Below are 25,852 nucleotides of genomic sequence, written 5' to 3'. Positions count from 1 at the left end.
CATGAAATACAACAAGACACTGGCACTCGTTCCCGCAATTCTGCTCGCCGCCTGCGGCGGCAGTGATGAACAGACCATGGGTGAGCGCTCCGCGCCCGGTTCTGTGGTGTATTCCTTCCCGATGGACGGGCAAGCCGATGTGAGTCCGAAAACCGAGCTGGTACTGCGATTCTCACATGCGATTACCGATGACGAAGCCACAATACGTGAGAAAATCAGCATCAGTTCTGGCGATACTTCTCAGGACTTTACCGTCGAAAAAATCGACGGTGGCAAAAGCCTGAAGCTCCAGCCCACTGGCAGGTTAGATATCCTGACCCGCTATTCCGTCACCTTCGAACAGCCGCTGGCAGCGGAGGGCGGTCGCACCGTCGCTACCCCTAATGCGGTCGGCGAACCGGGTATCCAGTTCGACACCCGGGGTGACTTTACCGCTATCGCCAACCTGACCAACACCGACGAAACCTTCCGGGTGGCCTGGCAGGTGCCGGATCAGGGAAGCTCCTTCCAGGCCATGAACTTCTCCACCTTTCGCCTGGCCATGACCCACCCTGTCCATCCGGACTGGAAAAAACTTGGCGGCACCATCGAGCTGCTGGATTCAGACAACCAGGCGGTACCGGCCACTGTTCTGGTCAAAGGCAACCGCATTACGGTTGATCCCTGCGTCACAGCAGAACCGGAAGACTGCGGCAGCAAGGCAGACGTTCTCGAAGCCGGCCAGACTTACACTCTCAAGCTGAACAACCTGGCCAGCCTGACCAATGGCCCGGATGGCGACCGCTTCAGCCAGGAATTCAGCTTCCAGCCCCGTGATACCGGCCCCACCGTGGTGCTTCAACAGGCGGCGGTGGATTCCGGCCTTGGTGAGGGAGTATCAGAAGATGCCGCCCAGCGCTCTATCCTGAACGGCCAGATTATCAACGGGGTAACCCTGAACTCGGTGCTTCAGGGCGTGGCTGGTCCTTCCCAGCAAACCGGGGATCTGTACGCCGAGCTGGCCTTTGCCCCCGCCTTCCAGGCGGATGAGGCGCTGCCTTTGCGGGTACCAAAAGGCAGTGTTCTGAACAGCACCAGCCTGGATGTGCGCATAGGCGGTGAGGTTGCCATACTAAACGCCGCTACCGGACAGCTGCAGACAACTGGCAACATTAAAGTCACCATGTTGTCAGATGCCTCCGGTTACCTCAGCCCGAACCCCTACACGGACAACCAGAATGCCCCGCGTCACATTACCCTGTTTATGGATGTTTCCATGAACACCGAGGAAGCGCAGCCCAATGCCTCGCTGTCTCAGGATCTGATGGGGGTGGAGCTGCGCGGGATTGCGCTGGTACAGGATGGCGTTCTGACGATTGATGCCATCGGCATGGTAGAGCCCAACCTTCTGGGGCAGGAATTTACCGACTCCACCATTGCCTTCCACTTGCAGGCGGCTACGGACGTGGATTCTGTGCTGGACGCCGATGCGATGCGCGAACTGGACACCACATCGCCACAACTCGTTAGCTGGATGCCAGGACCTGAGAATGCCATTCCGGACACGCGCCAGGCCATGCAACGCCCTGGTGACCCAGTAATTCTGAATTTTGATGAACCACTGGACCCGGCGACGGCCCCGGATGGCGTTACTCTGTTTGAAGCTGGAACCGTTGTTGAAAATCTTCATGTGAAAGTGGACGGCACAACGCTCACCATCAATCCTGAGGGCGGACTGAAACATGGCCTGGCATACCGAGTCTCGCCGAGCGGGCTCTCAGACCTGGCGGGCAATCCGGCCATCTTCCAGGACCTCAATTTCGTCATGACCTCAACCGGCGACAACGATGGCAGCGTCACGAAACGCTCGCCGATTGCCTTGACGACGTATCCCGGTTTCCCCTGCGTGACCACGGCCGCTGATTTCGCGTCGCTGAGCCATGGCCAATGTCTTGATGCAGCGCCCAGCGGCCCTGCTGGCGATGTTCTGCCAATTACAGACATGCCAACAGACCGCCCGATCATTGTCGTGTTTTCCCAGTCCATGCAAGTTGACACGATCAACAGCGAGACACTGGTTGTTGAAAAGGTCAGCGACCCGGCAACCGCTATCGGCGCTGGCGAAATCGTCAGTGGCCGTATTGAAAAGAACAACCAGCGCATCCGGTTCTTCCCGGATCAGCCGTGGGAACCAGGCGGCTTCTACCGCTACACGCTGCGTTCGTCGACCGCCGTGGGCGATTGCGCTCAAGCTATTTGCTCCGACTTGGGGCCGGGCTATCCGCTGAAAACGGATCTCCTGGTTAACCCGGAGGCTGTCGGCGGCCCGGACATGACGATCTACTTCCGGGGTGCCGAGTCCATCGCGTCGGTATTTACCCCGCTGAGAAATCTGCCTGTCAGGGATACCAATTCCAACTTTGAAATTGATTGCCCTACTCTCGGTGATGAAGGCTGCCTGGAGCCATTCGAGCAGGAAAGTGACGGCATGGGCGGCTTTCTACCTTCGGCTAACGCTGCGAAGCTGATTGTTAAAGACAAGCAGGCAACGGTCCTGGGCGCGCCAGCAGGTGCCGCTGTAGGATGCTCCGCCGATACCGAAGGTGACTGCCCCCGCGACAAGTTTATCTACCAGACCTACGGTTTGAACACTGAAGTGGTTGGCCCAGCCATCGACCCGGAAACCAACAAAACAGGCGTTAAGGTTCTGCTGTACCCGACCATGCTCGTTGCGACGTCCGCAACCGTGGTTCTGGACGGACTCGGCGATCAGGTTACCGGGCCGCAAGTTCTGAGAATGCGCTACAGCGAGGGTGCAGAAGGCCGCAGGGACCAACTGATTGAAGGCATCATTATAGAAGATGCCAACGGTGGTCCTATTTTCAAAACCACGGCTGAGCTGACACTCGATGCGCCCAACCTGTCTGTACCGCTTGAAGGCGCCCTTCAGCACAACCTGTACAGTCTGCCGATCACCTTGAATCTGGACGGCCCTATCACTTTCTTCGACGATGGCCGGATGCAAATAGAACAGCGCAACAACAACGCGCCTGACATTAACGTGCTGGTCAGTACCGAAAACGCGATTCTTGATTCCGGCATCGAGCTGATCAGCTGCCTGGGGGGACTCCTGTTCGGTGATACTTCAGCCTGTGAGGACCTTCTCGACGAGTCGTCCGAGGACACAGGGGCAGTACTGATTCCGTTGACGATTCCGGAGGGCGGTATTTACCTGAACTTCATCTCCAACCCTATAAAGGAACTGCCTATCGAACAATAAGGGTTCCACCGACATTTCGATAGACGTTCAGGCCAGTCTCCGGACTGGCCTTTTTTATGAACAAAGGTCAGCTGTCCTTTGCCATCCGTTCTTTTATCTGGCAGCCATTTCCTGATAATCTGGTTGCAACTTGAAACCTAAAACAACAATTCCGGGAGAGCTCCATGCAAAACGGCACACACTACCGTACCTGTCATCTTTGTGAGGCCATGTGTGGCGTCGCGATTGAGGTTCAGGATGGCAAGATTGCCTCCATCAAGGGGGACGAGCAAGACCCGCTCAGCCAGGGCCACATCTGCCCGAAAGCCGTGGCGCTGCAGGATTTGCATGAGGATGTCGAACGCCTGCGCAAGCCGATCCGCAAAACCGCCGACGGTTGGCAGGAGATCTCCTGGGACGACGCCTTTGACCTGGTGGCCGAGCGGCTGACCGATATTCGCAAGCGCCATGGCCGCAACAGCATTGGCGTGTACCTGGGCAACCCCAACGTACATAACCACGGCACCCTGATGACCACCATGCCGTTCTTGCATGCCATTGGCACCCAAAACCGCTTCTCTGCCACTTCCAACGACCAGCTACCTCACATGCTGGCCAGCCTGGAAATGTTCGGGCATCAGATACTGTTCCCGATTCCGGACATCGACAATACCGACCTTTTCATCTGCATTGGCGGCAATCCGATGGCCTCCAATGGCAGCCTGATGACGGTGCCGGACGTACGCGGGCGGATAAAAGCCCTGAAACAGCGTGGCGGCAAGCTGGTTGTGATCGACCCCCGCCGCACGGAAACCGCCAAGCTCGCGGACCAGTTCCACTTTGTTCGCCCCGGCACCGATGCCCTGCTGCTGATGGCCATGGTACATACCCTGTTTGCGGAGAACCTGGTTAACGCCGGCGCGGCCGAGCGGCTGGTGAAAGACATGGACCTGCTGCGGTTGGCGGCGCTTGGCTTCAGCCCGGAATCGGTCGCAGAAGCCACGGGCATTGCCGCTGACGATATTCGCCAGCTGGCCCGGGATCTGGCGAACACCCGCAAGGCTGCCCTGTATACCCGAATGGGTACCAGCACCCAGGCGTTCGGTGCCACCACCACCTGGCTGGCCTACTGCCTCAACATCCTGACAGGCAAACTGGATATTCCCGGCGGTGTTCTGTTTACCCAACCCGCTGTTGACCTGGTGGCACTGGGGGCCTTGTCTGGCCAGAATGGCCACTTCGCCAAGCGGCACAGCCGGGTTCGCGGGCTGCCGGAGTTTGCCGGCGAGTACCCGGCCAGCACCATGGCTGATGAAATGCTCACCCCCGGTGATGGGCAGATTCGTGCATTCGTGACCGTGGCCGGGAACCCGGTTCTGTCGAATCCTAATGGACAACGGCTGGATGAGGCCCTCGAAGGTCTCGAGTTTATGGTGTCAGTGGATTACTACCTGAACGAAACCACCCGCCACGCCGACGTGATACTGCCGCCCACCGCCGCGCTTGAGCGCAGCCATTACGATCTGATTTTCAGTATGTTTGCGGTTCGCAACGTGGCCAAATACAGCGAAGCCCTGTTTGAACCTGTACCAGACGCTCGCCACGACTGGCAGATTCTTCTGGAACTGGCCCATCGCCTGGAGAAAGCTCGCAAAGGCGGTCGTTTGCCACTGCGCTCTGAGCTGGGCTGGAAGGCATTCAAAGCCTTGGGGCCAGACCCGATTCTGGACGCCCTGCTGCGCACCGGCCCCTACGGCGCCAACCTGGGCAAGGCAGGCAAGCTCGTCCAGCCGGCACTGGACCTGGCCATGGACAGCTTGCCCAAGCGCCACCCCCTGAAAGGCCTCGCCAAACTCAGCCCCCTGAATCGGCGCTGGCAGGAGTTACCCAAAGGTTTGTCATTGTCCTTGCTGAAAGACTATCCCAGCGGCGTTGATCTTGGCCCCCTGCAACCCTCGCTGCCAGAGCGCCTGTATACCCGGGATGGCAAGATACAGCTGGCACCACGCCGATATCTTGCCGATGTAGAACGGCTGAAAGCCTTGCTGGAGCCCGGCAAAGCCGATGACTTGCAGCTGATCGGCCGGCGCCATGTGCGCAGCAATAACTCCTGGATGCACAACAGTCAGCGACTGGTGAAGGGCAAAAGCCGCTGCACACTGATGATGCACCCAGTGGATGCCGAAACCCGTGGGCTGACCGACGGCCAGCAGGCGGAAATCGGCTCCGGCGGCCGATCAGTGGTCCTGCCGGTGGAAGTGACCGAAGATATTATGCCCGGCGTGGTGTCCATCCCCCATGGCTGGGGTCATCATCGCCCGGGCACCGGCCAGTCCACGGCGGCGGCCCATGCTGGCGCCAGCATCAATGACGTGCTCAACGACGCAGATGTGGACCCGGTTTCCGGCACATCCGTGTTAAATGGGCAGGTAGTGAGTGTCAAAGTCTGGCAAACTGAAGCGCAACTCAAGCAGGCCTGACACATTCACCACAGGGAGACACATCATGCCCAGAGGGCTCCAACTGGTCATCATCGTTATTGGCCTGGTGGCCATAGGCATTCTGCTGTTCTACATCTGGCGCCAGGCCAGGGCGATCTCGGAACACCGGTTGCGCCAGAAAAAATCGGAGGAGTTTCGGGCCAAGCGCCGGGACGAGATGATTGAGAGCATCCGGATTATTGCCATGGCGGTGGAGGAAGACCAGGTGGAGTACTCCGAGGCTTGCCTGCGACTCAAGGGCTTGCTGGACCACGTTGCCCCGGACCTGCTGGAAAAATCACCTTTCCGGGTGTTTCAGGAGGTTCACGACAAGATTCAGCACATGCCGACTCATCGGGCCCGACAGGCCACTGACACCCGCTTTGTCGAGAAGATGGATAAAGAACGCCATGCCGTCGAACAGGCCCATTCAGACGAGGTGCGCCGGGCGGCAACCGCCATACGGCACCATCGTTTCGATTGATCGGCGCCTATTTTGTAATTTTTTGTAACGGATAGCCGGGCGCCCAGAGAAATATAGCAAAGCAAATCAATAGTTTTGCTTTCCGTGCAAACCTGACGTTGCGCTCATGGATTGCGAAGCAGCGTTTGGTGCTTTCCTTTTCCCGTAGCTTGTCTAACTTTAAACAAGGACGCTGCCCCCACGCATCCGGGGCAGAAACCTGTGTTGTTGTCTCCTGATAAGTTTGGACGACTCTGCAAAGCGGTTGAATTTGCCGGCCTTCCAAGGCCGGCTTTTTTACGAGCCTTGGCCCATCATGCCGGCCATGGCCATAATGCTGTCTTTGCTGTTGACCAGCTCATCGAACTGTTCCTCCACAGCCTCTCGATCCAGGCCCAACTCCTCATATACGGAAGCGTCAGCCAGCTTTCCCGCTCCCAAGGCAACCCCTCGTTCTGTCAGCAACTGACGCCCCAACCAAAGCAATCGCGCGTAATCACTGTGGGGGCCATCGTAGGTGGGATTCTTTTGATACCGGATGGCCAGGGTTACTTCGTCGGGCATGCCCCAATTTTCCATCAGCTGGGCGGAGATCTGCTCACGGGTGATGCCTAACAAGTAGTGTTCGATCACGCTGGAATCGATATGCGGGTTCACTTCCAGAGAGCGGCAAACCAGTTTGAAATGGGGAGGAAACACCTGGGCCAGCACCAGGTGGCCAAAGTTGTGCAACAGGCCAGCCAGATACGCCAGGCCAAACATCGGGCGCCGGCCCCTGGGCATCATACTCGCCAGAATGCCAGCCGATTGCGCCTGCCAGATGGCCTGCTGCCAGTAATCCACGTAGCCATCCGGATGGTCTTTCGGGTGTTTGAGTGCCCGCCCAAGGGCCAGGCCCATAGCAAGGTTCATCACCAGATCAAAGCCCAGCACCCGCGACACCGCATCGTGCACCGAGCGCACCTGCCCCGCTGCGGCATAAAACGAGGACGACGCCCAGCTTACTACCTGGGCTGCCAGGCTGGGATCGCTCTCTACCACATCCACAAGGTCACCCATCACCGCGTTCGGGTTTACCCGAAGGTGAATAATGCGCTGGGCGGTCTCAGGCAGTGGCGGTAATTCCAGGGTATCCTCCAGCCGTTGCTGGATGCGCAGGCCAGTAAATTTTTTCAGCGCAGAATGCAACTGGTCCCGATCAGCACCGTGATTGTCGAGATTCACAGAGATGGTGTCGGTATCCACCGCAAAGTCATGGCGTTCGGCCTTGGCGGTCAATTGGCGGAAATCCTCCGCTGGCATCATGATCGCCAGTTTCTGATCCGCCAATTCCAGGGCGACGGATTCCAGTTCATCCACCCTCTGGTCGATCACGGTCGGCCAACCGGTCAACGATGGCAAGGCGGGCAATTCCTGTAATCCGGAGCGTTGGCGCACCCGGACCTGCTCGCGCCGCTGCATCATCCTCAGATCACGGCCAAGCTGTTTGTTCAGCGCTTCCAGATCCAGCAAGTCATCCCGCCGGCAAATAGCCTGCAGATTACCTTCGCTGTCATTCAGCAGCACCATACGCAACAGGTGCTGCGGCTGAATCTGGTTCGCGTTTCTCAGCGACACCCCCGCGGCGCTGTCGCCAAGCGCTTGCTGAACCGCAACAGGGAGCTCCATAGCTTTCTCCAAAAGAAGGTTTGATACCTATTTGGCTGCATTGTGCAGCTAATTTCAAGCAAACTCTGGGCAGAAAGTGGGTCAGGCCACAATGAGCCAACAGAGTATGGCCTCGGCCTCACACCTCGCCGTACCGAATATTCTCCCCGAGCCATCGCCTGATTAGAGCGGACACCACCGCTGGCTGTCGCATGAGCGCGGGCGCCATCGCTTTGACGGGTTCGATCCAGCCCTTGTCCCGTTCAAAATCCGCGAGCCTGAACTGCATCAGGCCCGTCTGGCGGGTACCCAGAACTTCACCCGGGCCACGAATCTCAAGGTCTTTTTCGGCAATAAAGAAACCATCCTGGCTGTCTCTGAGCGCCTGCAACCTTGCTTTTCCGTTATTCGACAAAGGCGGGTGATACATCAACACACAGAAACTGGCCTGTTCCCCCCGGCCCACACGCCCCCGCAGCTGATGCAGTTGCGCCAGCCCAAGACGCTCCGGGTTCTCAATGATGATCAGCGACGCATTGGGTACATCAACTCCCACCTCAATCACGGTGGTGGCCACCAGCAAGTCCAGCTCGCCACTCTTGAAGCGTTCCATTACGCTGGCCTTATCTACGGCTTTGAGCCGACCATGGACCAATCCGATTTTCAGATCCGGCAATCGCTCCGCCAGCTCCTGCGCTGTCACCTCCGCAGCCTGACACTGTAGCGCTTCGGATTCCTCAATCAGCGTGCACACCCAATACGCCTGGCGGCCTTGACGGCAGGCGGTGCGCACCCGTTCAACAATATCATCACGGCGGGAATCCGGCAGCACAACGGTTTCTATCGGCTTCCGGCCAGGCGGCAGTTCGTCGATCACCGACGTGTCCAGGTCGGCGTAGGCACTCATGGCCAGGGTTCGGGGGATCGGTGTTGCGGTCATGATCAACTGATGCGGGGCCAACTGACCGCCGACGCCTTTCTCGCGAAGCGCCAGGCGCTGGTGCACACCAAACCGGTGTTGCTCGTCAACAATCACCAGGGCCAGGCGCTGGAACTGAACCTCGTCCTGGAACAGCGCATGGGTACCGATGGCCACCTGCGCCTGGCCGGAAGCAACCGCTGCCAGAGCCTCCTGCCGGGCCTTGCCCTTTACCTTGCCAGACAACCAGGCGAGTTCAATCCCTAAAGGGGCAAGCCAGCCCTGGAAGTTCCGGTAATGCTGCTCGGCCAGAATCTCCGTCGGTGCCATCAGGGCTACCTGAGCGCCCGAGCCAATGGCTTGTAGCGCTGCCAGAGCTGCCACCACGGTTTTTCCGGAACCAACATCGCCCTGAACCAGGCGCAGCATGGGCACCGGCTGACTGAGGTCTTGCCGGATCTCCTTCATCACCTGCTTCTGGGCGCCAGTCAGGCTGAACGGCAGTTGGTCAAGGAACTGCTCCGGCAAGTCACCGATCGGCAACAGTGGGAGCGCCGCCCGGGCCTGAATCTGCTCACGCACCTGCAACAGGCTGAGTTGATGGGCCAGCAATTCCTCCATCACCAGGCGCTGCTGGGCCGGGTGCCGGCCCTCCATCAGCAAATGCACCGCCGCATCGGCAGGAGGAGAATGCACCAGTTTGACCGCGTCAGTAATACCAGGCAGTTGATAGTCTGATAACAGTGACGGCGGCAACCAGTCCTTGATCGGGAAACGGGCCAGGTAACCCAGTGCCTGCTGGCACAGGCCTCGCACCCGGGGCTGCTGAATGCCCTCGGTCAGCGGGTAGACCGGAGTCAGTGTCGCCTCACCGGCAGCTGCCATGGGTGGCGGATTAACCTGGTATTCGGGGTGATAGAACTCATAACCGGCCCGGCCGGGGCGAACCTCACCGAAACAACGAACCCGAGCGCCTTCAGTCAGCTGGTTTTTCTGGGCTGCGTTAAAGTGGAAGAACCGCATCACCAGAAAACCACTGTCATCCCGCAGGGTAACCTGAAGCGATCGACGGCGCCCCATTACCAGGTCGGCCTTCATGACTTCGCCTTCGACCACCGCCACGTCGCCGATGCGCAAACTGCCCATGGGGACAACGCGGGTTCGGTCTTCGTAACGATAAGGCAGATGAAACAGGAGGTCCTGAATGGAATGGATACCCAGCTTGGCAAGCGTTCCCGCGAGGGCGCTTCCTACGCCCTTGAGCTGGGTAACGGAGATGTCGTCCAGTGACGTCATAACAGCCCTCAGGCGCGCTCAGCAACCACCGGCGTTGCCGTTTTCGCCTTCTCCATTACGCGGCACTGGCTGGCCGCCAGCGACAACACATCAATGGCTTTCGGGCGGGGGAAGGTTACGCGCCAGGCCAGGGCGACTGTGCGGAAGGGTACCGGCGGCGCAAACGGGCGCACCGCCAGGATATCTTCCTGGTATTTGATGGCGGTGGCGGCAGACAGGGGTAACACGGTGATCCCTAACCCTGAAGCCACCATGTGCCTTATGGTTTCCAGAGAACTACCTTCAGTAACCAGTTCAGGTTGGCCGTTATCAGTGCGCTTGGTGATGGCATCAACCAATGGCGGGCAGGATTCCAGCACCTGGTCCCGGAAACAGTGGCCCGGCCCTAACAACAGAAGCTGCTCTTTGGACATCTCTTCCGCCGTGATCTGGTCTTTCGCCGTCAGCGGGTGGTCAGCCGGTAGCAACACCACGAAGGGTTCATCATACAGCGGCAGCGTGACCACCTCCGGCTCTTCAAATGGCAAGGCGATGATGATGGCATCGAGATCGGAATGACGGAGTTTCTGTCGCAGGTTGGCGGTGTAGTTCTCTTCTATGTAGAGCGGCATTTCCGGCGCGGCGCGGCGCAACTCCGGCAACAGGTGCGGAAACAGATAGGGACCAATGGTGTAGATGGCACCCACCTTGAGCGGCGAGTTGAGCTGATTCTTGCCGTCCTGGGCCATGTCCTTGATGACACCCACCTGGTCCAGAACCCGCTGGGCCTGCTCGATAATCCGCTGGCCCACTTCAGTGACGCGGATACTGCTTTTGCTCCGCTCAAACAACGGAATGCCGAGCTCATCTTCCAGCTTTTTAACCGCCACACTCAACGTGGGCTGACTGACGTGACAACGCTCTGCCGCGCGGCCAAAATGCCTTTCCCGGGCAAGCGTAACGACGTATCGTAACTCGGTGAGTGTCATGGTGAGCTCCGGTCACAGGGTGCAGGTCGAAGTTTCACATACTTTATCAGCGAAAGCATAAGGATTGAAATTGTCTATGGCAATGACGGATCGCAAACATTCAACGCGAATCCTGGTGGCGGGCTGCGGCAAGCTGGGTGGCGACATCGCCTCCTTGCTGGCGAAGACGGCTGACGTGTACGGCTTGCGCCGGAACCCACACAAGGTACCGCCCGAGGTTACAGGTATAGGTGCCGACCTGACCCGGCCAGACACACTGAAGGGCCAGCTGCCAGAAAATCTTGATGTGGTGATTTATTGCCTGACACCATCAAGCTACGACGAACCGGGTTACCGGGATGCCTACGTCACCGGACTACAGAACCTGATCAATGCCCTGGGTCCGAATAAATTAACCAGACTCCTGTTCATCAGCAGCACCAGCGTGTACGCCCAGAACGACGACAGCTGGGTGGATGAACACAGTGAGGCCAGGCCAGACCGCTTCACCGGGCAACTCATTCTCGAAGGCGAACAGACCGCCCTGAACAGTATTCACCCGGCCACCGTGGTCCGGTTCAGCGGTATTTACGGCCACAGCCGGCAACGCTTTCTGGAGGAGGTTCTTGAAGGGCGAATGAACCCAGAGCCCCCTGCCCCGTTCAGCAACCGGATTCACGAGCAGGATGCGGCCCGGGCGGTCGCCTGGCTGACAGAAAATGCCATGAAGGGAGAACCACTGGACGATCTCTACATTGGTAGTGATTGCGAGCCGGTGCGGCTGGATGACGTGGTAGCGTGGGTTCGGCAGCAGGTGCCGTGTAAAGATCCGGTGGAGGGTGCCCGTAAGGGCGGCAGAGCCGGCAGCAAGCGATGCAGCAATCAGCGCCTGCTGGCCACCGGCTTTGAGTTCCGGTACCCCGATTACAAGGCAGGATACCGGGAACTCATCGACGGCCTTAGCTGAGCACCATCACGGCTTCCATTTCCACAGGCACACCTTTCGGCAACGCTGCCACGCCCACGGCAGCCCGTGCCGGGTAGGGTTCCTGGAAATAGGTCGCCATGATTTCATTCACGGTGGCAAAGTTGGCCAGGTCGGTCATGTAAATGTTCAGTTTGACGATGTCTTTCAGCTCACCGCCTGCGGCCTCGCACACAGCCTTCAGGTTTTCAAACACCTGGCGGGTCTTGGCGGCGAAGTCACCTGCGACCACTTCCATGGTTTCCGGGTCCAGCGGAATCTGGCCAGACAAATACACGGTGTCCCCGGCTTTCACCGCCTGGGAATATGTACCAATCGCCTGAGGGGCGTTTTCAGTCTGGATGACAGATTTGTTGGTCATGACCTGTAATTTCCTCTCGTTCAAAACGCCAATCGTCACCCTTCGCCGTGGCCACTGTCAACCATACCTCGGTCTGGTCAGTGGCGAACCCGGCTGATGTGGGTCACCGCCCGAATGTTGCGCACCCGGCGCATCACCCGTGCCAGGTGTTTACGGCCATTCACGTGAACCACCAGACTGACAATACCAAACTTGGCATTCTGCTCTTCCACGTTAATCCGTTCGATATTACCGTCGGCCATGGCCACGGCGTTGGCCATCTCCGCAATCACACCGCGCTGACGCTCCAGCTCTACGCGCAGCTCCACTGAGAACTCATCGGTGATGTCTTTGGCCCATTTCAGGTGGGTCAGGCGGGCACGGCCTTCGTCGTCTTCCGGCAGACGGGAGCAAGTGTCGGAATGAATGACCATGCCGTTGCCGGAATCCATCATGCCGACCACCGGGTCGCCCGGAATCGGCTTGCAGCAGTTGGCAAAGCGCACCAGCATGCCTTCGGTACCGCGAATGGTCACCGCGCCCTGTTTGTCGACCTCCACACTCTCCAGATTGGCCGGACCATCCAGCGCTTCATTGCCAGATACCAGCTGCCGCGCCACCAGGTAAGCCATGCGATTGCCCAGCCCGATATCGCCGATCAGGTCATCAAAACTGTTGACCTGATTGTGGTTCACCACAGCCTGTTTCTGGGCATCGCTGATGTCCGCCAGTTTTGCACCGAATCCTTTCAGGGACTTCTTCAGCAGGGTTCTGCCCAGCTCGATGGACTCTGCCCGCTTGCGGGTTTTCAACACATGTCGAATGCTGCTGCGGGCCTTACCGGTGACCACAAAGCTCAACCAGGCGGGGTTCGGCTTGGCGCCGGGCGCGGTGATGATCTCGACGGTCTGACCACTTTGCAGCGGCTGGCTCAGGGAGGCGAGGTTGCGGTTGATCCGGCAGGCAACCGCGGCGTTACCGATATCGGTGTGAATGGCGTAGGCAAAATCAACCGATGTGGCGCCGCTGGGCAATTCCATGATGCGCCCTTTGGGCGTGAACACGTAGATTTCGTCAGGGAACAGGTCAACCTTTACGTGCTCGATGAACTCCATTGAGTCATCCGCCCGCTCCCGCATTTCCATCAACCCTTTCACCCATCGATCAACCCTGGACTGATTGATGTTGGTGACTCCGGAATCGTCGGTTTTGTACATCCAGTGCGCGGCGATACCGTTATTGGCGATGTGCTCCATTTCCTCGGTGCGGATCTGGATTTCGATGTTCACGTGCATGCCGAACAGTGTTGTGTGCAACGACTGGTAGCCGTTGGCCTTGGGCATGGCAATATAGTCTTTGAAGCGGCCCGGCAGCGGTTTGTAGAGGCTGTGCACTGCACCCAGAATGCGGTAACAATCGTCTTCCGTGTCTGTGATGATCCGAAACGCATAGACATCCATGATTTCATGGAAGGATTTCTGTTTGAACTTCATCTTGTTGTAGATGGAGTTCAGGTGTTTCTCCCGGCCCTGAATGCGCCCGGGCAAACCCCGTTCTTCCAGTTTCTCCTGCAGCTTGCCCCGAATCTCATCAATGATCTCCCGGTGGCTGCCCCGCAGCTTGTCGACCGCCTTGGAAATGTACCTGGACCGCATTGGGTACAGCGAGGAGAAACCAAGATCTTCCAGTTCTGTGGAGATGGCATGCATCCCGAGCCGGTTCGCAATCGGGGCATAGATATCCAGGGTTTCGGTGGCAATGCGCTGGCGCTTTTCATAGGGCATCGGCCCCAACGTGCGCATGTTGTGCAGGCGGTCTGCCAGTTTGACCAGGATTACCCGGATATCCTTGGCCATGGCCAGGGTCATTTTCTGGAAATTCTCGGCCTGGGCTTCGGCTCGGGAGCGGAATTCAATCTGGGTCAGTTTTGAGACACCGTCCACCAGCTCAGAAACGTCTTCACCGAACTGTTCTGTCAGCGCGTCTTTGGGAATTCCGGTGTCTTCAATAACATCGTGGAGCATGGCGGCCATCAGGCTTTGATGGTCCAGTCTCAGCTCGGCAAGGATATGGGCTACGGCCAGAGGGTGGGTAATGTAACGGTCGCCACTTTTACGCATCTGCCCTTCATGGGCCTGCTCCGCGTAATAGTAAGCCCTTCGCACCTGATTGATGCGACTGGTATCCAGATACGAACTGAGCTCTTTGGCCAGTTCTTCAACCGTTGCCTCTTCCGACACCGCGCCTCCAGTGTTCTCTGTTCGCCAGGGACAAAAAAGCCCGAATGCATGCATCCGGGCCTTCCCTTGTCCTTCCAGCAGGTTTCTATAGCTACACTATAAAACTGCGGTGACAGATTTCAATGGGTCTCAATCGCTGGCAGGTAAATGTACGCACTCCTGCCGGCGATTTTACTCGTCGTCGTCTTCGGTCAGCAGATCGCGAGTAACTTTACCTTCGGCAATTTCACGCAGGGCGATAACCGTCGGCTTGTCATTCTCTTCAGCAACCATAGGCTCTGAACCTTTGGTGGCAATCTGGCGGGCGCGCTTGGTGGCCAGCATGACCAGCTGGAAGCGGTTATCAACGTTTTCCAGACAATCTTCAACGGTAACTCGTGCCATTATCTTCCCCGACAAAAAGAATCACTGATTTAGCAGACCGCGTAGTTTACTGCCCCCGGTTTAATTTGTATACAGGGAAAACCAGATTCAGTCCCGACTGACAAGACCCGCCAGCAGTTTGCCGTGGCGCAACTGTTGCACCGACATTTTCAACCGCTGGGCACGGGTGATGGCCAGCAGGTCGGCCAATGCCACGCCGAAATCGTCGTTTACCACCAGGTAGTCAAACTCGGCAGCGTGTCGGCACTCTTCTTCCGCCTCTGCCAACCGGCGCTCAATCACCTCCGGCGCATCGGTGCCGCGGCCAATCAGGCGCTCACGCAGCACCTCCGCAGAGGGCGGCACAATAAAGATACTGATGCACTCGGGAACCAGGCGGCGAACTTGCTCGGCGCCCTGCCAGTCAATTTCCAGGATGACGTCCTGACCTGTCGCGAGGGTCTCGCGGACCCACGCATGTGAGGTGCCGTAGTAATTACCGAAAACATCGGCATGCTCCAGGAAATCGCCCTCGGCAATCATCGCCTCGAACTCATCACGGCTGACGAAGTGGTAATTCACGCCGTCTTGCTCGCCGGTGCGCATGGGCCGGGTGGTGTGAGACACCGACACACCCAGCTGCGAATCCTGACGGAGCATTTCCGCGACAAGGCTGGTTTTGCCCGCGCCCGAGGGAGCGGAAATTACAAACAGGGTACCCTGCTCACCGGCCTGGCTCATGGCTTACTGACTCCAAATACAGTTTGCGCAGTCCCAGGGGCCTGCGAGAAAACGGTGAATTATACGGGGTTTGACTTATATGCGCATCCCGAGCCGTGTTCTACTGATAATATAGCGAGTTAAACCCAGACACCGGGGCCATCAGCCCCTCACCCTGAATCTGCCGATTAGTGGAAGCCCGGAATGGACAAACTCCTGATCATCATGGACCCGAAACACAAGCACCAGACCGCACTGAGCCGGGGTATTGAACTGGCCCGGGCAACCGGTGCCAGCCTCGAAATCGTGGCCTTCGTGCATGAATATCTCGACGCCCTCCCCTCCGACCCGGTGGTTCAGAACAATGCACGCACGGCACTGATCGAGTTACGCCAGGAATGGCTGGAGAAAATGCTGGCACTGGCAGACTGCGACGACCTGAACGTGGTCGCCCACACGGTCTGGGCCAAGCAGATTCACCAATGGATTAACGAGCATTGCGAACGCGAGAATATCAGCACCGTGGTGAAAACCGGGCATCGATCCGAGACATTCCTGTACACACCCACCGACTGGCATCTGATTCGGGAGTGCCCGGCGCCGGTGATGCTGGTGGCAGACAACAAATGGAAGAAAGCACACCCGATTCTGGCCGCCATTGACCTGAGCTCGGAGAAGCCGGTTAAACGGGCCCTGAACAACCGGATTATTGATCATGCCTGGCGGCTGGCCAAGGCCATGGATACCGACCTACACCTGGTGCATGCGCTCCACACATCGGTGGTGCTGGCTGATCTGGACATCATTGATACCGCCGCCCATGCGCGCAAGCGCGAGGAAGAACTGAAGCCCAGAATCGAACACCTGCGCAACACCTGGCACCTGAACCCGGAGCAGGTTCACATTGTCGCTGGCCCGGCACAAAAAGTGATCCCGAGTGTCGCCAACAAAATCAAGGCTGATATGGTGGTCATGGGCACCACCGGCAAAACCGGTCTGGCGGCCAAAGTTGTCGGCAATACGGCTGAGAAAGTGCTGACTCACCTGAGAACCGATCTCGTGGCCATTAAACCGGCCGAGAAAGAATAAGGCAGAAACGGGCCGGTCTACTCCGGCCCGCGACAATCATTCAAGGTTTTGCACCTGCTCCCGAATTTGCTCGATCAAAACCTTGAGGTCCACCGCCGCACAGGTAACCGCCGCGTCAATACTTTTACTGCTGAGGGTATTGGCTTCCCGGTTCAGCTCCTGCATCAGGAAATCCAGCCTCCGGCCGATGGCATCATCGTTTTTCAGGGTATCGGTCACTTCACTGATATGAGCCTCCAGCCGGTCCAGTTCCTCGGCCACATCACTCTTCTGCGCCAGCATCACCATTTCCTGGGCCACACGCTCCGGCTCCAGCTCCACTTTTGCTTTATCGAAGCGATCCCGCAGATTCTGCTCCTGGGCGGCCAGCAGCTGCGGCATTTTCTCACGCACTTCTGCCACCAGCTTGCCCATGGTGGCCAGACGTTCCTCAAATAACGGCCGCAAGCGCTCGCCCTCCCGCTCGCGAACGGACATCAGCTCTTTGACCGCGTCTTTGAAAAGACCGGCAGCCGCCTCTTTCGCAGCGCTGTAGTCTTTCTCCGGCAAAGACATCACGCCTGGCCAACGCAGAATATCCAGTGCATTAATATGGGCCGGGTTATCGAGAATGCGGTTGATGTGATTGGCCGCCTCGTTCACCGCCTTGGCCATTTCATCGCTGATTTCGAAGCTCTGCACCTCGTTCTCGGCAGACTGCAGGCGCATGGAGATATCCACCTTGCCCCGCTTTAACCCCTGACTGCGCAGCTCTTCTCGAAACCGGTTCTCCAGTTCCCTGAACGCCTCCGGCAAACGGAAAGACGGCTCCAGGTAGCGGTGATTTACGGTACGGATCTCACACGTGAGCGTACCCCAGTCACCCTGGGTATCCTTGCGGGCAAAAGCAGTCATGCTGCGGATCATATTGGCTCCATAACCGATGAACAGAAGCATCGAGTTTAACAGGGTATTTGCCCAGGCGGCGAACCCGACCAAAGATCACCCTGCAGGCCACCGCCCCGGGCATGCTACGTGTTATACTCGCCAACCTTTCAAAGATTCCGCCCGGCACCGCCCGGACATGTATTTTCATAAACAGGACACACTATGCGACCAAGTGGCAGAACGCCCGAGCAACCCAGAGACGTCCGCATCACCCGCAACTACACCCGCCATGCCGAAGGCTCGGTTCTGGTAGAGTTTGGTGATACAAAAGTCATCTGTACCGCCTCTGTTGAGAACAAGGTACCGCCGTTCCTGCGCGGCGAAGGCAAAGGCTGGATCACCGCCGAGTACGGCATGCTGCCCCGTTCTACCGGCAGCCGCATGGGCCGCGAAGCCGCCCGCGGCAAACAGGGTGGCCGCACCGTGGAAATCCAGCGCCTGATCGGCCGCAGCCTCCGCGCCGCGGTTGACCTGGAAGCCCTGGGCGAGCACACCATCACCATCGACTGCGACGTTATCCAGGCCGACGGCGGCACCCGCACAGCGGCCATCACCGGTGGCTGCGTGGCATTGGTAGACGCCCTGAACCACCTGGTAGCGGCCAAGCGGCTGAAAAAATCACCGCTCAAGCAAATGATCGCCGCCATTTCTGTGGGCGTTTACAAAGGTACGCCGGTAGCCGATCTGGATTACCCGGAGGACTCCGAAGCGGAAACCGATATGAATGTGATCATGACCGATCAGGGCGGTTTCATCGAAATTCAGGGTACTGCGGAAGGCGCGCCGTTCGAGCAAACCGAACTGGACTCCATGCTGGTTCTTGCGCGTAAGGCGATTAACGAGCTATTTGAAATCCAGAAAGAAGCTCTGGGCGCTGAAGCCTGACGACCTACTGAGAACTAGCGGGTTCGGAGGGGGAAGCCTTTCCGGGACCCTCTCCGGCCATGGATGGCCGGAGCGGAGCGCACAGGGATGTGCTCGTAGCGTGTCCCGGAAAGGCTTCCCACTCCGGACACGCGGTCGACTATCTCAACGCTTAAAAGCCGATTTCAATATCATAATCCATGATCACCGGCGCGTGATCAGAGAAACGGGTGTCTTCATCAATCCAGCCATCACGGATGGTCTTGCGAATACCCGGCGTCAACAACTGGTAATCCACCCGAATACCCGCCTTCTTACGGGAGCCCTCGGTTTGCTCCGGCCACCAGGTGAACTGATTGCTCTGTTTGTTGATTTCCCGGAAACCATCAATGCAGCCCATCTCATCAAACAGGCGATCAAGCCATGCACGCTCATGGGGCAGGAAACCGGAGAAATCCGTCTTGTGGTACAGCGGGCTGGCGTCCGTCACGTGGTGGGCGGTCTGCAGGTTGGCGCAGAAGATGAACTGCCGGCGCTTGCGCAGGGTCTTCTGCATATGCAGGCCGAACGCTTCCATGAACTCGTCTTTGTGATCGAGCACGGTCAGGTCATCTTCACCAAGCAGCTCGTCTTCCCGGCCAAGGGCGCAGGGCGCCAGCACGCAAGCCACGGAGACCTTGTCGAAATCCGCCTGGATAAAGCGACCTTCGCGGTCTGCCTGCTCATTAGCAAACCCGTACATGATGGCCTTCGGAAAATGGCGAGTGTAGATACCCACACCACCGTGTTCGTTCAACTCACCATCAATAAAGTAGGCCTCATAGCCTTCCGGAATCAGGTTTTTGTCTTCTACTTCATAGGCACGCATGCGGTGGTCCTGCACACAGACGACATCAGCGTCCTGCTCTGCAAGCCAGTCAAAAAAACCCTTCTCAACGGCCTGTTCAAGACCATTGACGCTGATTGTAACTACCCGCATACATGTTCCCTGATTCGGTTTGTGTGTATGATACCGGTTTTACGCTTTAATTAAAGATCAAACCCCGCCAGAAGCCTTGCCATGCACGACTATCAGCAAAATTTTATCGAGTTTGCCATTGAGCGGAATGTTCTGCGCTTTGGAGAGTTCACGCTCAAATCCGGCCGAACCAGCCCCTACTTTTTCAATGCCGGGCTATTCAATACCGGAAACGACCTGTTGCAGCTAAGCAAAGCCTATGCCGCAGCCATCGAACGCAGCGGCCTGAATTATGACATTATTTTCGGCCCCGCCTATAAGGGCATTCCGTTGGCCACAGTGACCGCTATGGCCCTTGCAACAGACGGTAACAGCAAACCGTTTGCCTTCAATCGCAAAGAAAAGAAAGATCATGGTGAGGGTGGCAATATTGTCGGCGCCCCACTACAAGGTAAGGTACTGATTGTGGATGACGTCATCACTGCCGGCACCGCCATTCGGGAATCCATTGACCTCATTCGTGCCGCTGGCGCGGAGCCCGCCGGCGTGCTGATTGCGTTGGACAGGCAGGAGAAAGGCAATGGCGAGTTATCCGCCATCCAGGAAGTGGAGCAGGAATTCGGCATCCCCGTTGTCAGCATCATTCGTCTTGAGCAGGTACTGGACTACCTGAAGTCCAATCCGGAGTTTGCCGGCCACGCGGAAACAGTGGCCAGCTACCGGGACCGTTACGGAGTCTGACCATGCACCACCGTGTGTCCAAATCAACGGTTATTGCCAGCCTGGCCGCAGCAGGACTGCTGCTGTCCGCCAGTGTGCAGGCCAATATGTATCGTTACACGGATGACAACGGTCAACTGGTGATCAGCAGCACCATCCCGCAGGAGGCTACCAAACGCGGCTACGACATCCTCAGCACCAATGGCCGGGTGATTGAAACCATTCCACCGGCCCCCACAGCCGAGGAAATCGCCGCCCGGGAAGCGGAGAAAGAGCGCCAACGTCAGGCCGAGATTCAACAGGAGCAGGATCGCCAGCTGTTGAAGCGCTTCAGCCATCCAGACCAGGCTGTTCGCGCCATGCATCGGAAGATTCGCGAACTGGAAGGGATCATCCAGTTAAAGCGAGGCAATATTTCCGTAATTTCCAGCCAGCTTGACAGCGAACAAAGCCGGGCAGCCGACATGGAGCGGGCCGGCAGGGATATTCCGGAAGCTACCCTGGAACGGATTCGTCGGCTGGAGTCACAGATCCGCGACGTGGAACGGGAAATTGCCGCCCAACAGCAAGACATCAGTGCGATGAAAAAGGAATTTGAGGCGGATATCAAAAGATTGGAAGTCGTTACTGGCCAGGAGCGGACACTCCCCCTCGAGCCGGAATAAACGTTTGTATTGGCGGAAATGACAAAGGGCGCTCACCAGAGCGCCCTTTGTGGTTACAGCTCGCCGTTATGATCAGGCGGAAGCTGTTTCCTTCTTGGCTGCCGTCTTGCGAGCCGCAGGCTTACGAGCGGCCGGCTTCTTGGCAGTGACTGACTTCTTGGCATCCTGGGCAGCTTCCGCTACGTCTTCAGCAGCGCCGGAAACGGCGTCAGCGCCTTCAGCCGCTTCTTTCTCCAGCTTGGCAACCAGTTCGGCGGCGAAGTTACCGAAGCGGCTGTTCAGACTACGCAGCTGCTCGAACAGGTTCTCGGAGTAGCCGGTGTAGCGCTTGCGCAGGGTCTTGACGCTGTATTCGCGGGCTTCCGCTTCCAGCTTCTCTGCGTAGTCAAACGGCTTGGTAGCCAGCTTCTTCTGCTGCTCTTCAGCAGCGTTGATGCCCTTCTCAACGATGTCCTGCAGTTGTTCCTGGTAGGATTTAAGTTTACCCATGGTAGTTCTCCTTGATATTAGGATCGTTTCGGCACCACAAGCCCTTGCTTCTGCGTGCCTTTGGTAACTTTCACCTGCCAAGGTACGGATAAAAATTAGAATGTTCATACTAAAACCAATTTTCGGTTTTTACAGATAGTTCACTTGATCGAAAGGTAGTGGCTGGCATAATCGCATCTTGTTTCAGGTAGCCCGTCTCCCGGTTTTATTCAGGCTCCATACGATCAGTAACCAGAGAGCCCTCCACGGCTCCGTATGCGAGTTGACCATGAAAATTCTACTGCCACCACTGCCCGGCCAGGCTGTGCTTTGCCTGCTGATTATTGCCCTTGCCTCCATGATCACTGGCTGTCAGGAAGACACTCGCGCCAGCAAACTCGACACACAGCGCGCCTCGGAAGTCTCAGATGCCCGGCTGAAACAGGCACAGTCAAACCTGCTGGCCACACTGGGGCAATCGCCCACGGCGAAGGAGAGCCAGTATCCTGCGGATAATACCGAAAGCCCCCGCACCCTGGCCTGGAATCCACCAATGACCCGCGAAGATGGCTCGTCACTGGCACCTGGCCAGATCTCCGGGTATCGCATCTATTACCGGATGAAGCACAAGAATGATTTCAATATCATTCCGCTGAACGATGCCAGCACAACCCGTTACCGCCTCGAGGACATGCCCCCTGGCGCCTACGAGTTCTCGATTACGACGGTCGATGTGGATGGGCTTGAAAGCCGACGCTCAGACCCGGTGGAAGTCAACCTGATCTGAGCGCAAAGGAAAGGTGCCAGGTTACCAGCGGAAGATCACCCAGCTTGGGATCAGCAGGTCAGACTCAGTGTCCTGAATCCAGCCGCCACCAGATGGCACCAGGTAGTATTCGGGCCCAACATTAGGCACCACCTTGATTTCCATAAGCTGGCCATTCACGCGGTATTCATAGAACACTTCATTCTCCCCCGGCCGGATCACAATTTCCGGCCCGCCTTCCGGGGGCTGGTAATCGGAGATAACCACAGGCTCCTGGGGCGTGACCACCGGGGTGGCATCCAGTGAGCCTTCTTGCTGCGCCATCACCGGCAAAGACACAAGCCCAGCCAACATGGCGGAACAGGCGATTCGTTTCATTTTCGTGGTACCCTTTCGTTCATCTTTCTGGCTAGAGTTGCACAAGCCAACCCACGCTTCAATCAGATTCCGGACCGGCTTTGATATGACTGAGAAAAAGACCCCACCCGTGGTTCTTGTTGACGGATCGTCCTACCTGTTTCGCGCTTACCATGCGCTGCCGCCACTGACTACCAGCAAGAATCATCCGACCGGAGCCATCAAGGGCGTTATCAGCATGCTGCGGCGTCTTGAGCAGGATTTCCCCGGCTCCAAGGTAGTGGTGGTGTTCGATGCCAAAGGCAAAACCTTCCGCCACGACATCTATGAAGAGTACAAGGCCAACCGGCCACCCATGCCGGAAGATCTGGCCGTTCAGATCGAACCGATCCACGAAATCGTCCGCGCCATGGGGCTACCCCTATTGATTGTTCCGGGCGTGGAGGCTGATGACGTCATTGGCACCCTGGCCTACGAAGCCACCAGCAAGGGTATCGACGTAGTGGTCTCCACCGGCGACAAAGACATGGCCCAGCTGGTGAGTGACCACGTGACCCTGATCAACACCATGACCGAAACCGCCATGGACCGGGAGGGAGTGGTCGAAAAATTCGGCGTAACCCCGGAACAAATTATCGACTACCTGGCCCTGGTGGGTGACAAGGTGGATAACATACCGGGCGTAAACAAATGTGGCCCGAAAACCGCGGTGAAATGGCTGCAGACTTACAACGATCTCGACAACCTGATCGAACACGCCGACGAGATCAAAGGCAAGATCGGTGAATACCTGCGGGAAGCCACCGGCACCCTGCCCCTGAGCCGGGAACTGGCCACCATCCGCCTGGATGTCGACCTGGACTTCGGCCTGGAAGATCTGCAGGAGCGGGAACAGGACGACAATTCCCTGCTGGAACTGTTCAAGGAATACGAATTCCGCAGCTGGATTGCTGAGTTGGAGAACACCGAAGGTTCCGCCAGCGACCAACGTGAGCGCTCCACCGAGCAGGAATCCGCAAAACCGCTAGAGAAACAGTATTCCGTGATTACCGAGCAGGGACAGCTGGAGACCTGGCTGCAACGCCTGAAAGCCGCCGACCAGTTCGCCTTCGACACCGAAACCACCAGCCTGCGCTACATGGACGCCGAAATCGTGGGTGTGTCTTTTGCTATCGAGCCAGGGGAAGCGGCCTATGTGCCACTGGGCCACGATTACATGGGGGCACCGGATCAGCTGGACCGCGACGATGTGCTCGCCCAGCTTAAACCGCTGCTGGAAAACCCGGACGTGAATAAGATCGGCCAGAACCTGAAGTATGACAAGAACGTACTGGCGAACCACGGCATCCACCTGGAAGGCATTGGCGACGACACCATGGTGGAGTCCTATGTGCTCAACTCGGTGGCCACTCGCCACGACATGGACAGCCTGGCCCGGGAATACCTGGGTGAACAGACCATCACCTACGAATCCATCGCCGGAAAGGGCGCCAAGCAGCTCACCTTCAACCAGATTGATCTGGAGAAAGCAGGCCCCTACGCCGCCGAAGACGCTGACATTACCCTTCGCCTGCACCAGGCTTTGAGCCCGAAACTGAAAGAAACCGGTAAGCTGGAATCGGTTTATCGGGATATCGACCTGCCGCTGGTACCGGTGCTGTCGCGCATGGAACAGCGGGGCACCCTGATCAGCGCCAGCACCCTGCGCCAGCACAGCCAGGAACTGGCGGAGCGCATGGCGGAGCTAGAGAAAGAGGCCCACGAGGTGGCCGGCGAAAGCTTCAACCTGGGCTCCACCAAGCAGCTTCAGGCCATTCTGTACGACAAGTTCGGCCTGCGGGTGATCAAGAAAACTCCAAAGGGCGCGCCCTCCACCGCCGAGCCAGTATTGCAGGAACTGGCCCACGAGCACGAACTGCCGCGACTGATTGTAGAGCACCGTAGCCTGAGCAAGTTGAAGTCCACCTACACGGACACCCTGCCAGAGCTGATCCATCACCGCACCGGCCGTGTACACACCTCCTACCATCAGGCGGTGACTGCCACGGGGCGCCTGTCATCCTCCGAGCCGAACCTGCAGAACATTCCTATCCGCACTCCGGAAGGCCGCCGCATTCGCCAGGCCTTTATCGCGCCGGAAGGCTACAAACTGCTGGCGGCGGACTATTCCCAGATCGAGCTGCGGATCATGGCGCATCTGTCCGGCGACAAGGGCCTGCTGAGGGCCTTCGAACATGGCGAAGACATTCACAAAGCCACCGCCGCCGAGGTGTTCGGCGTAAGCCTGATTGAGGTCAGCTCCGACCAACGCCGCAGCGCCAAAGCCATCAACTTTGGCCTGATCTACGGCATGTCCGCCTTCGGTCTGGCCCGCCAACTGGAAGTCGACCGCAAGACCGCCCAGGAATACATCGACCGCTATTTCGAGCGTTACCCGGGCGTACTCAAATACATGGATAACATCCGCAAACAGGCCCACGACGACGGTTATGTGGAAACCCTGTTCGGCCGCCGCCTGTACCTGCCGGAGATCAACGCCCGAAACAAACAGCTGCAACAGGCTGCCGAGCGCACCGCCATCAACGCACCCATGCAGGGAACCGCTGCCGACATCATCAAGCGGGCGATGATTGACGTGGACCAGTGGCTGCGCTCAGAGCATGCCGACGATGCCTGCATGACCATGCAGGTGCACGATGAACTGATCATCGAAGTGCGGGAAGAAGCTCTTGAGACCGTGCGCAAAGGCCTGGTGCAGCGAATGTCTGCCGCCGCCAAGCTGAACGTACCGTTGCTGGTGGAAGCCGGCACCGGAGACAACTGGGACCAGGCCCACTAAAGCCTCCCTCTTCCCTGATAACGCCCTGTTTTTGTTCATTTTCACGAGAAATGCACAATGACAGGGCGCCCGTTTCACCTCTCTCAACCCCTCCAGCGCCGTTTGCGCCCTCTCCGGTCACGGCACGAAATCTGCAAAGACCAGAGAGTCTGGGCTCACTGATGCCCTATGCCGTGACAGCAATGCGAGGCTTTTCCATGAATTCCGTAGCGAATGAACGCAACTGGTTATTCGACCCATCCCACCTGAAACTGGTGCAACAGTGCCGCCGGCTGATTCAGTCTGAATTCGGGGTAAAACTTCACCTCAACGAAGACCACCTTGCGGAGCACCTGGCCGAATACGCGGGCAAAACCCGATCGAAACATCTGGTGCATACGTGGGAAGCGCTTAAACAGAGGGTGCCGGAGCTGGGGCAGATAGAGGCAGCGCCAGCAGCTGCCAAAACTTATCGCGGGCAGGAGATTGCTGGTTCAGAGGAGGAGAAAGGCGGGGAAGAAGCCCGACCACGGAAGAAACAGGTTATCTATCGTGGTCAGGTGGTAGGCTGACCCGGACAGG

22 protein-coding genes are annotated in these 25,852 nt (G+C 57.8%); 11 read left to right on the top strand and 11 right to left on the bottom strand.

All coding sequences use genetic code 11. The features are described from left to right. The first annotated feature begins 1 nt into the window (after nucleotide 1). The 3 genes from FIV08_RS02280 to FIV08_RS02270 all read left to right on the top strand — a co-directional run bounded on the left by FIV08_RS02280 (nucleotide 2) and on the right by FIV08_RS02270 (nucleotide 6,202). On the top strand, nucleotides 2-3,259 hold the full coding sequence (locus tag FIV08_RS02280) for an Ig-like domain-containing protein (RefSeq protein ID WP_152437220.1): 3,258 nt from the start codon (nucleotides 2-4) through the stop codon (nucleotides 3,257-3,259). A gap of 164 nt (nucleotides 3,260-3,423) precedes the next feature. Then, nucleotides 3,424-5,718 (top strand): molybdopterin oxidoreductase family protein, encoded by a 2,295-nt coding sequence (locus tag FIV08_RS02275; RefSeq protein ID WP_152437219.1) that lies wholly within the window; start codon nucleotides 3,424-3,426, stop codon nucleotides 5,716-5,718. A 25-nt stretch (nucleotides 5,719-5,743) separates the two neighbouring features. Then, on the top strand, nucleotides 5,744-6,202 hold the full coding sequence (locus tag FIV08_RS02270) for a DUF2489 domain-containing protein (RefSeq protein WP_152437218.1): 459 nt from the start codon (nucleotides 5,744-5,746) through the stop codon (nucleotides 6,200-6,202). A 276-nt stretch (nucleotides 6,203-6,478) separates the two neighbouring features. Here FIV08_RS02270 and FIV08_RS02265 read toward each other — a convergent pair whose 3' ends face one another. The 3 genes from FIV08_RS02265 to FIV08_RS02255 form a co-directional block, all read right to left on the bottom strand. Further along, nucleotides 6,479-7,849 carry an aminoacyl-tRNA deacylase and HDOD domain-containing protein gene (locus FIV08_RS02265; protein ID WP_152437217.1) on the bottom strand — a complete coding sequence of 457 codons (1,371 nt, stop codon included), beginning with the start codon at nucleotides 7,847-7,849 and terminating at the stop codon, nucleotides 6,479-6,481. Between the two features lie 118 nt (nucleotides 7,850-7,967). Then, entirely contained in the window at nucleotides 7,968-10,043 is a 2,076-nt protein-coding gene (recG, locus tag FIV08_RS02260) for an ATP-dependent DNA helicase RecG (protein WP_152437216.1), read from the bottom strand. A gap of 8 nt (nucleotides 10,044-10,051) precedes the next feature. After that, nucleotides 10,052-11,011, bottom strand: a complete 960-nt coding sequence (locus FIV08_RS02255; RefSeq protein WP_058091990.1) for a hydrogen peroxide-inducible genes activator — start codon at nucleotides 11,009-11,011, stop codon at nucleotides 10,052-10,054. A 76-nt stretch (nucleotides 11,012-11,087) separates the two neighbouring features. On the opposite strand from FIV08_RS02255, the gene FIV08_RS02250 reads away from it, so the two are divergent. Further along, entirely contained in the window at nucleotides 11,088-11,957 is an 870-nt protein-coding gene (locus FIV08_RS02250) for an NAD-dependent epimerase/dehydratase family protein (protein WP_061332572.1), read from the top strand. Here FIV08_RS02250 and FIV08_RS02245 read toward each other — a convergent pair. The 4 genes from FIV08_RS02245 to gmk all read right to left on the bottom strand — a co-directional run bounded on the left by FIV08_RS02245 (nucleotide 11,950) and on the right by gmk (nucleotide 15,659). After that, nucleotides 11,950-12,336, bottom strand: a complete 387-nt coding sequence (locus FIV08_RS02245; RefSeq protein ID WP_011784170.1) for a RidA family protein — start codon at nucleotides 12,334-12,336, stop codon at nucleotides 11,950-11,952. The genes FIV08_RS02250 and FIV08_RS02245 overlap by 8 nt on opposite strands. Before the next feature lie 77 nt (nucleotides 12,337-12,413). Further along, nucleotides 12,414-14,555: a RelA/SpoT family protein gene (locus FIV08_RS02240; protein WP_152437215.1), complete on the bottom strand. Its 2,142-nt coding sequence runs from the start codon at nucleotides 14,553-14,555 to the stop codon at nucleotides 12,414-12,416. 171 nt (nucleotides 14,556-14,726) lie between these two features. Then, nucleotides 14,727-14,939: a DNA-directed RNA polymerase subunit omega gene (gene rpoZ, locus FIV08_RS02235; RefSeq protein ID WP_058091993.1), complete on the bottom strand. Its 213-nt coding sequence runs from the start codon at nucleotides 14,937-14,939 to the stop codon at nucleotides 14,727-14,729. Nucleotides 14,940-15,026: 87 nt separating this feature from the next. Next, on the bottom strand, nucleotides 15,027-15,659 hold the full coding sequence (gmk, locus tag FIV08_RS02230; RefSeq protein WP_152437214.1) for a guanylate kinase: 633 nt from the start codon (nucleotides 15,657-15,659) through the stop codon (nucleotides 15,027-15,029). A gap of 183 nt (nucleotides 15,660-15,842) precedes the next feature. Between gmk and FIV08_RS02225 the strand changes: the two genes are divergently transcribed. After that, on the top strand, nucleotides 15,843-16,727 hold the full coding sequence (locus tag FIV08_RS02225; protein ID WP_152437213.1) for a universal stress protein: 885 nt from the start codon (nucleotides 15,843-15,845) through the stop codon (nucleotides 16,725-16,727). Between the two features lie 36 nt (nucleotides 16,728-16,763). On the opposite strand, the gene FIV08_RS02220 is transcribed toward FIV08_RS02225, so the two are convergent. Further along, nucleotides 16,764-17,633 (bottom strand): YicC/YloC family endoribonuclease, encoded by an 870-nt coding sequence (locus FIV08_RS02220; RefSeq protein WP_152437212.1) that lies wholly within the window; start codon nucleotides 17,631-17,633, stop codon nucleotides 16,764-16,766. A gap of 183 nt (nucleotides 17,634-17,816) precedes the next feature. Here FIV08_RS02220 and rph point away from each other — a divergent pair, with 183 nt between their 5' ends. Further along, complete coding sequence (rph, locus tag FIV08_RS02215) at nucleotides 17,817-18,539, top strand: ribonuclease PH (RefSeq protein WP_061332568.1); 723 nt, start codon at nucleotides 17,817-17,819, stop codon at nucleotides 18,537-18,539. A gap of 151 nt (nucleotides 18,540-18,690) precedes the next feature. Here the strand turns inward: rph and FIV08_RS02210 are convergent, their stop codons facing one another. Continuing rightward, complete coding sequence (locus FIV08_RS02210) at nucleotides 18,691-19,497, bottom strand: exodeoxyribonuclease III (protein ID WP_152437211.1); 807 nt, start codon at nucleotides 19,495-19,497, stop codon at nucleotides 18,691-18,693. A gap of 81 nt (nucleotides 19,498-19,578) precedes the next feature. On the opposite strand from FIV08_RS02210, the gene pyrE reads away from it, so the two are divergent. Next, nucleotides 19,579-20,217: an orotate phosphoribosyltransferase gene (gene pyrE, locus FIV08_RS02205; protein ID WP_061332566.1), complete on the top strand. Its 639-nt coding sequence runs from the start codon at nucleotides 19,579-19,581 to the stop codon at nucleotides 20,215-20,217. Nucleotides 20,218-20,219: 2 nt separating this feature from the next. Beyond that, complete coding sequence (locus FIV08_RS02200; RefSeq protein WP_152437210.1) at nucleotides 20,220-20,861, top strand: DUF4124 domain-containing protein; 642 nt, start codon at nucleotides 20,220-20,222, stop codon at nucleotides 20,859-20,861. A 72-nt stretch (nucleotides 20,862-20,933) separates the two neighbouring features. On the opposite strand, the gene FIV08_RS02195 is transcribed toward FIV08_RS02200, so the two are convergent. Continuing rightward, entirely contained in the window at nucleotides 20,934-21,350 is a 417-nt protein-coding gene (locus tag FIV08_RS02195) for a hypothetical protein (RefSeq protein ID WP_152437209.1), read from the bottom strand. A gap of 268 nt (nucleotides 21,351-21,618) precedes the next feature. On the opposite strand from FIV08_RS02195, the gene FIV08_RS02190 reads away from it, so the two are divergent. After that, nucleotides 21,619-22,116, top strand: coding sequence for a fibronectin type III domain-containing protein (locus FIV08_RS02190; protein ID WP_061332563.1), 498 nt, complete (start codon nucleotides 21,619-21,621; stop codon nucleotides 22,114-22,116). 21 nt (nucleotides 22,117-22,137) lie between these two features. Here the strand turns inward: FIV08_RS02190 and FIV08_RS02185 are convergent, their stop codons facing one another. Then, complete coding sequence (locus FIV08_RS02185) at nucleotides 22,138-22,473, bottom strand: DUF2782 domain-containing protein (RefSeq protein ID WP_061332562.1); 336 nt, start codon at nucleotides 22,471-22,473, stop codon at nucleotides 22,138-22,140. An 85-nt stretch (nucleotides 22,474-22,558) separates the two neighbouring features. On the opposite strand from FIV08_RS02185, the gene polA reads away from it, so the two are divergent. Next, nucleotides 22,559-25,291 carry a DNA polymerase I gene (polA, locus tag FIV08_RS02180; RefSeq protein ID WP_152437208.1) on the top strand — a complete coding sequence of 911 codons (2,733 nt, stop codon included), beginning with the start codon at nucleotides 22,559-22,561 and terminating at the stop codon, nucleotides 25,289-25,291. A 197-nt stretch (nucleotides 25,292-25,488) separates the two neighbouring features. Continuing rightward, on the top strand, nucleotides 25,489-25,842 hold the full coding sequence (locus tag FIV08_RS02175) for a hypothetical protein (protein WP_152437207.1): 354 nt from the start codon (nucleotides 25,489-25,491) through the stop codon (nucleotides 25,840-25,842). Nucleotides 25,843-25,852: the final 10 nt, after the last annotated feature.

Source organism: Marinobacter sp. THAF197a (genome assembly GCF_009363275.1).
GTDB lineage: Bacteria > Pseudomonadota > Gammaproteobacteria > Pseudomonadales > Oleiphilaceae > Marinobacter.
The sequence above is the reverse complement of the archived record's forward strand: the minus strand, read 5'-3'. Positions and strand labels throughout refer to the sequence as shown.

Excerpts from the sequence above, each read along its gene's own strand:
- pyrE (WP_061332566.1), top strand. The coding sequence starts at position 19,579 with ATGCACGACTATCAGCAAAATTTTATCGAGTTTGCCATTGAGCGGAAT.
- FIV08_RS02225 (WP_152437213.1), top strand. The coding sequence starts at position 15,843 with ATGGACAAACTCCTGATCATCATGGACCCGAAACACAAGCACCAGACC.
- FIV08_RS02175 (WP_152437207.1), top strand. The coding sequence starts at position 25,489 with ATGAATTCCGTAGCGAATGAACGCAACTGGTTATTCGACCCATCCCAC.
- recG (WP_152437216.1), bottom strand. The coding sequence starts at position 10,043 with ATGACGTCACTGGACGACATCTCCGTTACCCAGCTCAAGGGCGTAGGA.
- FIV08_RS02185 (WP_061332562.1), bottom strand. The coding sequence starts at position 22,473 with ATGAAACGAATCGCCTGTTCCGCCATGTTGGCTGGGCTTGTGTCTTTG.
- FIV08_RS02275 (WP_152437219.1), top strand. The coding sequence starts at position 3,424 with ATGCAAAACGGCACACACTACCGTACCTGTCATCTTTGTGAGGCCATG.
- FIV08_RS02245 (WP_011784170.1), bottom strand. The coding sequence starts at position 12,336 with ATGACCAACAAATCTGTCATCCAGACTGAAAACGCCCCTCAGGCGATT.
- polA (WP_152437208.1), top strand. The coding sequence starts at position 22,559 with ATGACTGAGAAAAAGACCCCACCCGTGGTTCTTGTTGACGGATCGTCC.
- FIV08_RS02280 (WP_152437220.1), top strand. The coding sequence starts at position 2 with ATGAAATACAACAAGACACTGGCACTCGTTCCCGCAATTCTGCTCGCC.
- rph (WP_061332568.1), top strand. The coding sequence starts at position 17,817 with ATGCGACCAAGTGGCAGAACGCCCGAGCAACCCAGAGACGTCCGCATC.
- FIV08_RS02265 (WP_152437217.1), bottom strand. The coding sequence starts at position 7,849 with ATGGAGCTCCCTGTTGCGGTTCAGCAAGCGCTTGGCGACAGCGCCGCG.
- FIV08_RS02200 (WP_152437210.1), top strand. The coding sequence starts at position 20,220 with ATGCACCACCGTGTGTCCAAATCAACGGTTATTGCCAGCCTGGCCGCA.
- FIV08_RS02190 (WP_061332563.1), top strand. The coding sequence starts at position 21,619 with ATGAAAATTCTACTGCCACCACTGCCCGGCCAGGCTGTGCTTTGCCTG.
- gmk (WP_152437214.1), bottom strand. The coding sequence starts at position 15,659 with ATGAGCCAGGCCGGTGAGCAGGGTACCCTGTTTGTAATTTCCGCTCCC.
- FIV08_RS02255 (WP_058091990.1), bottom strand. The coding sequence starts at position 11,011 with ATGACACTCACCGAGTTACGATACGTCGTTACGCTTGCCCGGGAAAGG.
- FIV08_RS02220 (WP_152437212.1), bottom strand. The coding sequence starts at position 17,633 with ATGATCCGCAGCATGACTGCTTTTGCCCGCAAGGATACCCAGGGTGAC.
- FIV08_RS02270 (WP_152437218.1), top strand. The coding sequence starts at position 5,744 with ATGCCCAGAGGGCTCCAACTGGTCATCATCGTTATTGGCCTGGTGGCC.
- FIV08_RS02250 (WP_061332572.1), top strand. The coding sequence starts at position 11,088 with ATGGCAATGACGGATCGCAAACATTCAACGCGAATCCTGGTGGCGGGC.
- FIV08_RS02195 (WP_152437209.1), bottom strand. The coding sequence starts at position 21,350 with ATGGGTAAACTTAAATCCTACCAGGAACAACTGCAGGACATCGTTGAG.
- FIV08_RS02210 (WP_152437211.1), bottom strand. The coding sequence starts at position 19,497 with ATGCGGGTAGTTACAATCAGCGTCAATGGTCTTGAACAGGCCGTTGAG.
- rpoZ (WP_058091993.1), bottom strand. The coding sequence starts at position 14,939 with ATGGCACGAGTTACCGTTGAAGATTGTCTGGAAAACGTTGATAACCGC.